Annotated in this window: 10 protein-coding genes; 3 read left to right on the top strand and 7 right to left on the bottom strand. The window is 69.6% G+C overall.

The features are described from left to right. Positions 1-26: 26 nt before the first annotated feature. The 5 genes from ftsX to pruA all read right to left on the bottom strand — a co-directional run bounded on the left by ftsX (position 27) and on the right by pruA (position 5333). Positions 27-902, bottom strand: coding sequence for a permease-like cell division protein FtsX (gene ftsX, locus ACGFH8_RS13180; RefSeq protein WP_393366710.1), 876 nt, complete (start codon positions 900-902; stop codon positions 27-29). Between the two features lie 67 nt (positions 903-969). Next, complete coding sequence (ftsE, locus tag ACGFH8_RS13175) at positions 970-1650, bottom strand: cell division ATP-binding protein FtsE (protein WP_030331491.1); 681 nt, start codon at positions 1648-1650, stop codon at positions 970-972. 118 nt (positions 1651-1768) lie between these two features. Then, positions 1769-2890 carry a peptide chain release factor 2 gene (gene prfB / locus ACGFH8_RS13170; RefSeq protein WP_393366709.1) on the bottom strand — a complete coding sequence of 374 codons (1122 nt, stop codon included), beginning with the start codon at positions 2888-2890 and terminating at the stop codon, positions 1769-1771. Between the two features lie 121 nt (positions 2891-3011). Then, positions 3012-3527, bottom strand: coding sequence for a PadR family transcriptional regulator (locus tag ACGFH8_RS13165; protein ID WP_099850731.1), 516 nt, complete (start codon positions 3525-3527; stop codon positions 3012-3014). A 177-nt stretch (positions 3528-3704) separates the two neighbouring features. Next, the gene (gene pruA, locus ACGFH8_RS13160) at positions 3705-5333 is read right to left on the bottom strand and encodes an L-glutamate gamma-semialdehyde dehydrogenase (protein WP_393366707.1); all 1629 of its coding nucleotides are present in this window, start codon (positions 5331-5333) and stop codon (positions 3705-3707) included. A gap of 485 nt (positions 5334-5818) precedes the next feature. Here pruA and ACGFH8_RS13155 point away from each other — a divergent pair, with 485 nt between their 5' ends. Then, complete coding sequence (locus ACGFH8_RS13155) at positions 5819-6922, top strand: hypothetical protein (RefSeq protein WP_393366705.1); 1104 nt, start codon at positions 5819-5821, stop codon at positions 6920-6922. 74 nt (positions 6923-6996) lie between these two features. On the opposite strand, the gene ACGFH8_RS13150 is transcribed toward ACGFH8_RS13155, so the two are convergent. Next, entirely contained in the window at positions 6997-7506 is a 510-nt protein-coding gene (locus ACGFH8_RS13150) for a DUF6912 family protein (protein ID WP_393366703.1), read from the bottom strand. Between the two features lie 218 nt (positions 7507-7724). Here ACGFH8_RS13150 and ACGFH8_RS13145 point away from each other — a divergent pair, with 218 nt between their 5' ends. Then, on the top strand, positions 7725-7952 hold the full coding sequence (locus ACGFH8_RS13145; RefSeq protein WP_393366701.1) for a helix-turn-helix domain-containing protein: 228 nt from the start codon (positions 7725-7727) through the stop codon (positions 7950-7952). Between the two features lie 238 nt (positions 7953-8190). Continuing rightward, complete coding sequence (locus ACGFH8_RS13140; protein ID WP_393366700.1) at positions 8191-8811, top strand: Rv3235 family protein; 621 nt, start codon at positions 8191-8193, stop codon at positions 8809-8811. 195 nt (positions 8812-9006) lie between these two features. Here the strand turns inward: ACGFH8_RS13140 and secA are convergent, their stop codons facing one another. Then, positions 9007-11934 carry a preprotein translocase subunit SecA gene (gene secA, locus ACGFH8_RS13135; RefSeq protein ID WP_393366698.1) on the bottom strand — a complete coding sequence of 976 codons (2928 nt, stop codon included), beginning with the start codon at positions 11932-11934 and terminating at the stop codon, positions 9007-9009. Positions 11935-12062: the final 128 nt, after the last annotated feature.

Here is a 12062-nt window from a genome sequence, read left to right as displayed (position 1 = left end):
AGGGTCCTTGTGGAGACGGGACGACCCTAGACCCGCAGGTAGAAGCGCAGGGTGATCCAGGCGGTGCCCGCGCTGATCAGGCCACCGACGCCGGCCATCAGCGGGAAGACGACAAGGATGTCGCTCCAGGAGATCGGCGAGAGCAGGCCCTGCAGCGCGCTCAACGAGCGGTCGAAGAGCAGATACTTCGCCGCGATCAATGCCACCAGACCGAGCAGCGAGCCGATCAGGCCGGCGACCACGGCCTCCAGCACGAACGGCGCCTGGATGAACCAGTTGGAGGCGCCGACCAGCTTCATGACCGCCACCTCACGCCGCTTGCTGTACGCGGCGACCTGGATGGTGTTCGCGACCAGCAGCAGGGCGGCGATCGCCATCACGATGGCGGCAGCCAGGGCGATGTTCTGGATCGAGGTGAGGATGTCGAAAATCTTGTCGAGCAGTCGACTCTGGTCGATGATCTCGTCGACACCCGCGCTGTTCTTGTACTGCTCGTAGATGTCCCGGTACTGCTCCGGGTTGTTGAGCGTGAGCCGGAACGACTCGGGCAGCTGGTCGGGCTTGACCACGTTCACCAGGTCGGGCGCGTCCTGGTACATGACCTTGAACTTCTTGTACGCCTCGTCCTTGTTGACGTAGACGACATCCTTGACCAGGGGGTCGCTGTCGAGCTTGGCGTTGAGGTCGGTGCGCTCCTGCTCGCTCACTTCCTGCTTCAAGAAGATCGAGACTTGGATGTTCTTGTAGTAGGTGACCTTCATGTCGTCGACCTGGCGGTACATGAGACCGCTGGCGCCGAGCATGGTCAGCGAGACCGCCATCGTGATGATCATCGCGATGGACATGGTCACGTTGCGCCACAGTCCGACCAGTACCTCGGACAGGACGTATTTCACGCGCATCGGGATTTCCTCCGGGTCTCCGGCATGAAGTGTTCGTCGTCAGGCTGCGCAGGGGTGGAGAGCCGGCTCACCCGTAAACGCCGCGGGCCTGGTCACGCACGATACGACCGCTCTCGATCTCAACGACGCGGCGGCGCATCTGGTTGACGATGTTGGAGTCGTGGGTGACCATCACGACGGTCGTGCCGGTGCGGTTGATCCGGTCCAGCAGGCGCATGATCTCGATCGAGGTGTCCGGGTCCAGGTTTCCGGTGGGCTCGTCCGCCAGCAGGATCAGCGGACGGTTCACGAACGCCCGAGCGACGGCGACCCGCTGCTGCTCACCACCGGAGAGCTCGTGCGGGTAGCGGTGCTCCTTGCCACCGAGCCCGACCAGCTCCAGCACCTCCGGCACGACCCGGCGGGCAACCGCCTTGGTCTTGCCGATCACCTCGAGGGCGAACGCCACGTTCTCGTACGCGGTGCGGTTCGGCAGCAGCCGGAAGTCCTGGAAGACACAGCCGATCGAGCGCCGGAAGTGGGGTCGCTTCCAGGAACGCATCGACGTGACGTCCTTGCCGTTGACGACGACGCGGCCCTTGTTGGGGGCGACCTCGTGCAGCAGCATCTTGATGATTGTGGACTTGCCGGAGCCGGATGGACCGATGAAGAAGACGAACTCGCCCTTCTCGATCGAGACGGACACGTTGTCGAGCGAAGGCCGGGACGCCTTCGGGTACGTCTTCGTCACTTGCTCAAGCTGAATCACGGGTGGTGAGTCTACGCGGTGTAACAACTGAGCCAAGCCCCACGCCCCGCCGATCCGGCGCGAGTCGTCGAATCAGGCCTCTACCTGGAGATCGACGACGCGTTCCGCCCGCGTGTCGTTACGCTCCGTCGCCGGCGAGTTGCCGCTGCTTACGCCAACGGATGCCCGCCTCGATGAAACCGTCCAGATCGCCGTCGAACACCGCGCTCGGATTGCCGGTCTCCTGCTCGGTTCGGAGATCCTTCACCATCTGATACGGGTGCAGGACGTAGGAGCGCATCTGGTCGCCCCACGAACCGGCGGCGTTCTCCTTCAGCCCCTCCAGCTTGGCCTGCTCCTCCTGGCGCTTGCGCTCCAGCAGTCGGGCCTGGAGCACCCGCAGCGCGGAGGCCTTGTTCTGCAGTTGGGACTTCTCGTTCTGACAGGTGACCACGATGCCGGTCGGGATGTGGGTCAACCGGACCGCCGAGTCGGTGGTGTTGACGCTCTGCCCACCGGGGCCGGAGGAACGGTAGACGTCGACGCGTACCTCGTTCTCCGGGATGTCGATGTGGTCGGTCTGCTCGGTGACCGGCAGGACCTCGACGCCCGCGAAGCTGGTCTGCCGGCGGCCCTGGTTGTCGAACGGGCTGATCCGGACCAACCGGTGGGTGCCCGACTCGACGCTGAGCGTGCCGTACGCGTAGGGCACCTTGACCGCGAAGGTGGCCGACTTCAGACCCGCCTCCTCGGCGTAGGAGGTCTCGTAGACCTCGGTCGGGTAGCCGTGCCGCTCCGCCCAGCGCAGGTACATCCGCAGCAGCATCTCGGCGAAGTCCGCGGCGTCCACGCCACCGGCGCCCGCGCGGATGGCGATCAGCGCCTCCCGGGAGTCGTACTCGCCGGAGAGCAGGGTGCGGACCTCCATCTCCTGGATGGCCTTCGTCAACCCGGTGATCTCCGACTCGACCTCGGTCAGCACACCCGGGTCGGCCTCGGCCTCGGCCAGCTCCAACAGCACCTGGGCGTCGTCGAGGCCGGACCGGAGGCTGCCCAGCTTGCTGATCTCGCCGTTGACGTACGACAGCTGCGAGGTCACCTGCTGAGCCTTGGCCTGGTCGTCCCACAGGTCGGGGGCCGAGGCCTCCTGCTCCAGGCGCGCCTTGTCCTCGTAGAGTCGGTCGAGGTTGAGGACGGCCTCGATGTTTCGCAGGGTCGCGTCGAGTTCCTTGAGCTGTTCGGCGTAATCGGCAGCGGTCACGACAGGTAAGCGTACTGCGCGAACGACGATTGAGCTTGCGAGCCCCGCGGTCCGGCGCGAAAGCGACACTCCGCCACCCCGCGCCGAGCAGCGCGGACCCGCCGGGCGACGCGGGCGGAGATCACCCGACCGGAGCGGTCTTCAACCAGGACAGGGCAGCCCGGTGATAGGCGACGGCGAACTCCAGCGCGCTGGCGTCGTACGTCTCCCCATCCCGTTTGGCGTTCTTCACCTGCTCGCGGACCTGGGCGAGGGCCTCGGTGTGGTATTCGTTGGCCGAGGCGTACAGGCCCTTGAGCTGGCTGGCGGAGTGCAGGTTGCCGAACGCCATCCGCAGCGCTATCGGGTTGCGGATGGTGTCCCGCCCCGGGTTCTCGGCCAACCAGCGGGAAAATGTCCGTTTCCCGCTGGCGGTGAGCGCGTACGGCTGACTCATCCGCGGCCCCGGCTTCCCGAGCCGCACGAAACCCCGCTCGGCCAGCACCGGCAACTCGCGGTAGACCTGACTGCGCGTCATCGACCAGTACGGCGCCAGACGGCGCTCAGCAGCGGCCATCAACTGACCACCTGTCATCGGGCCCTCGTGGAGGAGGCCGAGCAGGGCCGCCGCCGTAGGGTTGACTCCGGAATCCGCCATGCCCCCTACGCTGCCACTTTGCGCACCCGGCGTCCAGGATTTGCCGGTTTGCCACCCAACAGGACTTCCTAAGTGCACTGTCGGCGGCAGACTGTCCGTTGAGGACTATCGATGGATCACGAGCCCCGACCGACCCACCGGCGGCGCCGCACGCCGCCGGCGGGTCATCGCCGCAGGTCAGCCCATGTGGGGGTACGTGTGGTCGGTCGGCGGCACGAAGGTCTCCTTGATCGTCCGCGGCGACACCCAGCGGACCAGATTGAGCCAGGAGCCCGCCTTGTCGTTGGTGCCACTGGCCCGGGCGCCGCCGAACGGCTGCTGCCCGACCACCGCGCCGGTCGGCTTGTCGTTGATGTAGAAGTTGCCCGCCGCGTACCGCATGCGCTCCGCGACCGCGTCGACCACCCGGCGGTCGGTGGCGAACACCGAGCCGGTCAGCGCGTACGGGGCGATCGACTCGGCCTGCGCGACCACGTCGTCGAACCGGGCGTCGTCGAACACGTGCACGCCCAGGATCGGCCCGAAGTACTCCGTGGTGAAGGTCTCGTGGGCCGCGTCGCCGCACTCGAAGAGCGTCGGCCGGACGAAGTAGCCGACCGAGTCGTCGGCGGTGCCACCGGCCAGCACTCGGCAGGAGTCGTCGCCGCTGATCAGCTCCAGCGCGGCGGTGTGCCGGGCGAACGCCCTGTCGTCGATCACCGCGCCGCCGAAGTTGCCGAAGTCGGTCACGTCCCCGTAGGTGAGCGAGTCGGTGGTGGCGGCCAGCCGGTCCCGCAGCCCACCCTCCCAGATCGAGCGCGGCACGTACGCCCGCGAGGCCGCCGAGCACTTCTGGCCCTGGTATTCGAACGCGCCACGGATCAGCGCGGTGTGCAGCGCGTCCACGTCGGCGCTCGTGTGCGCGACCACGAAGTCCTTGCCGCCGGTCTCGCCGACGAGGCGCGGGTAGCCCCGGTAACGGGAGATGTTGTCGCCGACGGTCCGCCACAACTGCTGGAAGACCTTCGTCGAGCCGGTGAAGTGGATGCCGGCCAGGTCCGGGTCGGCGAGCACCACGTCGGAGACCTCCTCGCCCCGACCGGTGACCATGTTGATCACACCGGGCGGGAGGCCGGCGGCCTCGAACAGCCGCATGGTGAAGTGCGCGGCGAACTGCTGGGTCGGACCCGGCTTCCAGACCACCGTGTTGCCCAGCAGGGCCGGCGCCGACGGCAGGTTGCCGGCGATGGCGGTGAAGTTGAACGGGGTGACCGCGTAGACGAAGCCCTCCAGCGGGCGGTGGTCGAAGCGGTTCCAGACGCCGGGCGAGGACGCCGGCTGCTCCTCCAGCAGGCGACGCGCGAAGTGCACGTTGAACCGCAGGAAGTCGATGAACTCGCACGCCGCGTCGATCTCCGCCTGGATCGCGGTCTTCGACTGGCCGAGCATGGTGGCCGCGTTGAGGGTGTCGCGCCACGGGCCGGCGAGCAACTCGGCGGCGCGCAGGAAGATCGCTGCCCGCTCCTCGAAGGGCAACGCGCGCCACATCGGAGCGGCATCCTTGGCCGCCTTGACCGCGGCGCGCGCGTCGTCGTGGGTGGCGTGCGCGGTCACGCCCAGCACGTGCGCGTGCCGGTGCGGCTGCACCACGTCGATCGAATCACCGCCGGCCATCCGCTGCTCACCGGCGATGGTCATCGGCAGGTCGATGCGCTCGGCGGCGAGCTCGGTCAGCCGCCGCTGGAGCCGGTCCCGGTCGGGGCTGCCCGGCTCGTAGTTGCGAACCGGCTCGTTGCGCGGCTCGGGAACGGAGAACACGGCATCCATCAAGGCTCCTGGCGATCTCGACAGCAGTGGCGAAACCGGACCCGCGGGCACCGACCGGACGGCCGGACACCGGACGCTACCCGGGAGGGCCGAGCAGCGGCGGGACCTCCCGTGATTCTCCCACGAAGGGCTGCGCACCCTGCCTCCGCCATCGCCCTTCCACCAAGGACCGACCCACCCCTCCTCCCCTTACCGACCGGTCCTCCCCGTTCGTCTGACCGACCGGGTTCGATACGGCAACCCGCACGCGTCCCGCGCACCACCTCACCCCGCGTCGGGTGGTGCTCTACACCGCCGCGCCGCGCGCTGAGCCATGCCCGCGCCGCGCGCTGAGCCGTGCTTCGCACCGGCCGCGCTTCGCGCCGGGCTGGGCCTCGGCGGGGACCGGTCGGGCCGCCGGTGTCGCTGTCGTGCGCGGCGGCGGAACGCCCAGCGGAGCCGCGTACCCTGAATGGTCGGTGACCTGCCGCCTCGAAGGGGAGACGATGACCAAGCAGCCCGGCCGCGTCCCGGCCGCGGAGTCGCACGAGCCGGCGCCCGCCGCGGCAAGCCCGAGCAGCCGGCCGCTGCCCGCGCCCGGCGCGGCGGTGCTCGCGCTGCTGGCCCTCGGCTGGCTGGCCGCCATGCTCTGGTCCACCCGGCAGGCCATCAGCTCGGCGGCGGCCGGGGTGACCGCGATCAGTCTCTCCGCGTTCGCCCTGCCCGGCGTGATCTCGGCCGCGCTCGTCTGCGGGGCGGCCGTCGCGCTGGCCGGCGGCAACCTGCTGGCCCGCCGGTACGGCGACTGGGCCACCCTGCGCTTCGCCGGGGCGATCGGCGGCGGAATGCTCGTCGGGCTGGCGGCGGCGATTGCCATCAACCTCACCTACTCCGACACCTCGATCACAAACGTGATCGCCGGCACCACCGCCGCCGCCGCGATCATCGGTGGCGCGGTGGCCGCCGCGCGGACCGCCCCGGCGGTCGGCGCGGTAGTGACCGCCGCACTGGGCACGCTTGTCTTCGTGGTCGCGTTCAGCAAGGCCCGGGACCCGCTGTTCGACCTCTTCGGGGCCGGCGACAGCCAGCAGTCGGTGGTCGACGCGGCCAAGTGGGTGTCCCGCACCGAGTCGCTCGTCGCGGGGCTGCTCGCCGGGCTGCTCGCCTTCGGTTACCTGAGCTGGGCGCGGCGCCGGGCGCTTCGCCGCGATCCTGCCGCTCCGGCGCTGCGCTGGCCGGCGTACCTGCTCGCCGGCGCCGGGCCGGGACTGCTGCTGCTGCTCGCCGAGGTGATCATCCGGATCGGCGGCCGGTCACTGCTCGACCTGGCCAGCGCACTCAGTGAGGCGGACGCGGTGGCGCAGACCTCGCTGGGCACCTCGCGGGTGGACAACGGGATCTGGGTGCTGTTCGTGGGGGCGCTGACCGCGCTTGTCGCGTTCGGCCGCACGCTCGGCCCGGCCCAGACCGACGACGACGAACCAGCCGACAACCCGGACACCGTCACGAACCAGGCCGACCCGGAGGACGACGAGCCGGACCCGGCCGAGGCGTTCGACCCGGCCGAGGCGTTCGACGCCGACCCGGCAAAGGCGGATCCGGCCCGCTGACACCGGGCGGGGAATGACGCCCGGCTCGTGCCCGCCGGCGTTCGGCAGGGCGGCAGGCGTTTCCGGCGGCCGGCTCAGCCGGCCGCGTGCAGCAGCAGGTCCAGCTCCGTCACGTCGTACCACTCCAGTTCGTGGTCCTCCGCGCCGTCGACGGTGAACTGGGCGTCGGGATCGCCGGCGGCCGCCTCGGCCACCACCTGGGCCGCCGCGGCGACCTCCTCGACCGCGTCCGCACCGTCCACGTGCAGGGCCGCGACGGCACCCACCGGCACGGCCTCGGCCAACGTCACGGTGCTGGAACCCAACTCACCGTCGCCCCGCCCGACCGCGCTCGCCGGCAGGTCGACCGAGACGACGACGCGCCGGCGGGGAGCGGTCGGATCGGCCCGGAGCAGGTGCAGCGCATCCTGGGCGGCCCGGGTGAACGCGACGTACTCCAACTCCTCCTCGTCACCCTCGGCGTACCACTCGCGCAGCGCCGGGGTCACGGCGTGCGCCTGCTCGGCGACAAGCCCTTCCGCGCGCAGTCGGGCCAGCATCGGTACGGTCGCCGGCACGTACACCCGGACACGTTCATCGGTCACCTGTCGTCTCCCCCGCCTCGTCCCGCGCCGGCGTCCGCCGGCACGGGCGCAGATCATGCCGCACGCCGTGACCGTCATACACCCCGACTCCGGCCGGTGGAAGCTCCCGCCCGGCGTGTTCCCGTGCGGTCGACCTCCCGTCGGACCGGCCAGGCTGCTGGGCCGCCCGGGCTGTCGGTGGCAAACTAAGCCAAACGACCTCAACCCCGGGAGTTCCTGTGGAGCCACGGTTCCTGTTGCTCTCCGACGTCGCCACCGAGCTGAACGTGTCGGACTCGCAGGTCTACCACATGGTGCGCAGCGGTGAACTGCCGGCGATCAAGATTGGTGGGCGAGGTCAGTGGCGCGTCGAGCGCGCGCGGCTGGAAGAGTACATAACTCGCAAATACCAGGAAACCGCCGACTGGGTGCAGAGCAACCCCCTGGTTGACCGCGAGCCGGAGTAGCCGGCCGCCGTGGTCGACCAGGCTTCGGGGAAGGCCGGGTGTCTGCCGCCGTGATCGACTCCGAATCACGGAACTGGGGTGTCGCGGCGGCTTAGACAGCGCGTTGTTGGCAGAACCGAGTGGATCAGGTTGCGCGACGGGCAGGTTGCTCCGCCAGCCATTGACCGATGCCGCTCTGTCGTCCAGACTCGACGGTGTCGGAGGCAAACGAAGGCAAACGCAAGATCAAGGGGGCAGGATGAGCCAGGCGCGACAGGGACCCTCCCGGCCAGCCGTGCGACTGCGCCCCGTCCCGCCCGTCGACCCGCCATACGTCGACGAGATCGACGGGTCATACTGGCCGGCGCCGACCCACGGTCAGCTCGCCCTCGACCTGTTCGCCGCGACCCGCCCAGACCCGATCCGGCCAGCACAACGCCGGGCCGCCCTCCGCGCCGCGCCCAGCCGGTCCACCACCCACCCGGTCACGCCCGCACCGCCGGCGACCGCCCCGGAAGCCACCCGAGCCGCCCACCGGTTCGTCGGCAGTTGCCTGGAAGTGATCAACGGCTACCGTTCGCCGGCGCAGGTACGGGCACTGCTCGACCCGGTCCGAGCAGATGATCTGCTGACCGAGTTGGCCCGAGCGGGTGAGTTGCTCACCGAGTCGGTCCGCACCTCCGGGCGGGCGGGGTCACCTCGCCGCCGAGCCGGCCGGCCGTTGGCCCGGCTGCTCCGGCTGCGTGTCTGCGAGCCGCGGGAGGCGGCGGTGGAGGCAGCGGCCGTCCTCACCGGTGCGGGCGGTCGGAGCTGGGCGATGGCACTCCGGCTGGAGCATCGCCGGGGCCGCTGGCTCTGCACCGCCCTGCACATCCTCTGACCACAGCCGATCGCGCGACCCCAACGCCACGCGAACCCACGCCGCGCGAACCCACACGGCGCGCCCCCACACCGCGCGACACCCACACCGCCCACACCGCGCGACCCCACGCGTCCTCATTCGGGAGGGTTGGAGACGCCGAACGGGTCCCGGCCTGGTCGGCCGGGACCCGTCGGTCAGGTGCTGTCGGGTCGGTCAGTTGCCGCCGTTGGGGGCACCGTGGCAGCGCTTGTACTTACGGCCCGAGCCACACGGGCACGGCGCGTTGCGGGACGGGCCGTTGCTCGCCTCCGCCTGGTTCGCAGCCGGTCGACGGGAGGCGGCCGACGGAACGGCCGGGCCGCGGAGCCCGGCGGCCGGACGCTGCGGGGCGGACGGGGCGGTCCGGCCCGGTGCGGCCGGAGCGCCCGGGGCCGGTCGGCCCACACCGAGTGCCGGCGCCTGCTGCTCGGCCTGCTCGATCACGGGAGCGCCCGGGCTGGCCTCACCGTCGATGGTGGGCGCGGAGTATTGCAGGCCCTGCCGCCGCGGTGCCTGGTTGAGGCCCTTGGCCCGGATCTCGACCGGCTTGTCGAGAAGCGCGACCTCGTCGGCCCCCGCCTCCGGCTCCGGCTCGGTCACCTGGACATCGATGTTGTAGAGGAAGCCGACCGTCTCCTCCTTGATGCCCTCCATCATGGTGGCGAACATGTCGAAGCCCTCGCGCTGGTATTCCACCACCGGGTCGCGCTGGGCGTACGCCCGGAGGTTGATGCCCTCCTGGAGGTAGTCCATCTCGTAGAGGTGCTCGCGCCACTTGCGGTCGATGACCTGGAGCAGCACCATCCGCTCGAGCTGACGCACCCCCTCGGTGCCGAGCTCTTCCTCACGCCTGTCGTACGCGGCGTTGGCGTCGTCCTTGAGGCGGGCGACGAGGAAGTCGGCGTCCATGCCGGCTCGCGAGCCGCCGGCCTCCTCCTCCAGCTCCTCGATCGTCACGCCGACCGGGTAGAGCTGCTTCAGGCTGGACCAGAGCTGCTCGAGATCCCAGTCCTCGCCGTAGCCGTCGGAGGTGGCACCCCGCACGTACGCCTCGACGGTGTCGTCGATCATGTTGCGCACCTGGTCGGAGAGGTCCTCGCCGTTGAGCACGCGGAGCCGCTCGGCGTAGACGACCTGGCGCTGCTTGTTGAGCACCTCGTCGTACTTCAGCACGTTCTTGCGGATCTCGGCGTTCTGGCCCTCGATCTGAGCCTGGGCGCTCTTGATCTGCCGGGTGACCATCTTCGACTCGATGGGCACGTCCTCCGGGATGTTGAAGCGCTCCATCACCGCCTCGACCGCCCCGGCCCGGAACCGCCGCATCAGCTCGTCCTGCAGGGACAGGTAGAAACGGGACTCGCCCGGGTCGCCCTGCCGGCCGGCGCGACCGCGCAGCTGGTTGTCGATCCGCCGGGACTCGTGCCGCTCGGTGCCCAGCACGTAGAGGCCACCGGCGGCGGAGACCTCGTCCGCCTCGGCGTCGCAGGCCTGCTTCCACGTGGGCAGGACCTCCTCCATCGCCTTGGCGTACTCCTCCTCGTTTTCCAGCGGGTCGAGGCCGCGCTGGCGCAGCTCGTTCGCGGCGAGGAACTCGGCGTTGCCGCCGAGGAGGATGTCGGTGCCGCGGCCGGCCATGTTGGTGGCCACGGTGACCGCGCCCTTACGCCCGGCCTGGGCGACGATCTCGGCCTCCCGTGCGTGGAACTTGGCGTTCAGCACGTTGTGTGGGATGCCACGGCGGCGCAGCAGCTGGGAGAGGATCTCGGAGTTTTCCACCGAGACGGTGCCGACAAGCACCGGCTGGCCCAGCTGGTGCCGCTCGGCGATGTCCTCGATGACGGCGTTGAACTTGGCCTTCTCCGTCTTGTAGATGACGTCCGGCCGGTCCTCGCGGACCATCGGGCGGTGGGTCGGGATCGTCACGACGCCGACCTTGTAGACCTTGTTGAACTCGCTCGCCTCGGTCTGCGCCGTACCGGTCATCCCGGACAGCTTCTCGTAGAGGCGGAAGTAGTTCTGCAGGGTGATGGTGGCAAGAGTCTGGTTCTCCTGCTTGATCTCCACCCCCTCCTTGGCCTCGATCGCCTGGTGCATGCCCTCGTTGTAGCGACGGCCGTGCAGGATGCGACCGGTGAACTCGTCGACGATCAGGACCTCGCCGTCGCTGACGATGTAGTCCTTGTCGCGCTTGTAGAGCTCCTTGGCCTTGATGGCGTTGTTGAGGTAGCCGACCAGCGGCGTGTTCACCGACTCGTACAGGTTGTCGATGCCGAGCCGGTCCTCGACCTTGGCGACGCCCCGCTCGGTCACCGCGATGGTGCGCTTGGAGTGGTCGACCTCGTAGTCGCCCTCGCCGTCGGTGCCGGGCTGGAGCCGGGCCACCACTCCGGCGAACTCGCCGTACCAGCGGGCCGAGTGCTCGGCCGGGCCGGAGATGATCAGCGGGGTGCGGGCCTCGTCGATCAGGATGGAGTCGACCTCGTCGACCACGGCGAAGTTGTGGCCGCGCTGCACCAGCTCTTCCTTCGACCACGCCATGTTGTCGCGCAGGTAGTCGAAGCCGAACTCGTTGTTGGTGCCGTAGGTGATGTCGCACTCGTAGGCGGCCTTGTGCTCGGTGGCCGGCCGGTTGGGCAGCACCACGCCGACGGTCAGCCCGAGGAACTCGTGCACCCGACCCATCCACGCCGCGTCACGCTGGGCGAGGTAGTCGTTGACCGTGATCACGTGCACGCCCTTGCCGGACAGCGCGTTGAGGTAGACGGCCATGACCGAGGTCAGCGTCTTGCCCTCACCGGTCTTCATCTCGGCGATGTTGCCGAAGTGCAGCGCCGCGCCGCCCATCACCTGGACGTCGTACGGCCGCTGGCCGAGCACCCGGGCGGCCGCCTCGCGGGCCACCGCGAACGCCTCCGGCAGCAGGTCGTCGAGGGTCTCCCCGTCGGCGAGCCGCTCGCGGAACTGTTCGGTCATGCCGGCCAGTTCCTCGTCGGTGAGGTTGACGTAGTCGTCCTCGATCGAGGTGACGGCATTGGCGATGGCCTTGAGCCGGCGCACCATGCGGCCCTCGCCCGCGTTAAGGACCTTTTCCAGAATCGACACGGATCAACGCTCCCCTAGACAGTCTCGAACCATCGTAGGCGCTCCATCGGCGCGATGGTCACTGGTGGCGGTGGTCGACTCCGCCGAACCCGACATAACTCGCGTCCTGCGCACCTCTCGAACGTTAT

Source organism: Micromonospora sp. NPDC049175 (assembly GCF_043197345.1).
Taxonomy (GTDB): Bacteria; Actinomycetota; Actinomycetes; order Mycobacteriales; family Micromonosporaceae; genus Micromonospora.
The sequence above is the reverse complement of the archived record's forward strand: the minus strand, read 5'-3'. Positions and strand labels throughout refer to the sequence as shown.

What these genes read in the sequence shown, in the direction of transcription:
- ftsX (WP_393366710.1), bottom strand. Translation starts at nt 902, where the DNA reads ATGCGCGTGAAATACGTCCTGTCCGAGGTACTGGTCGGACTGTGGCGC.
- ACGFH8_RS13165 (WP_099850731.1), bottom strand. Translation starts at nt 3,527, where the DNA reads ATGGCGGATTCCGGAGTCAACCCTACGGCGGCGGCCCTGCTCGGCCTC.
- pruA (WP_393366707.1), bottom strand. Translation starts at nt 5,333, where the DNA reads ATGGATGCCGTGTTCTCCGTTCCCGAGCCGCGCAACGAGCCGGTTCGC.
- ACGFH8_RS13155 (WP_393366705.1), top strand. Translation starts at nt 5,819, where the DNA reads ATGACCAAGCAGCCCGGCCGCGTCCCGGCCGCGGAGTCGCACGAGCCG.
- ACGFH8_RS13140 (WP_393366700.1), top strand. Translation starts at nt 8,191, where the DNA reads ATGAGCCAGGCGCGACAGGGACCCTCCCGGCCAGCCGTGCGACTGCGC.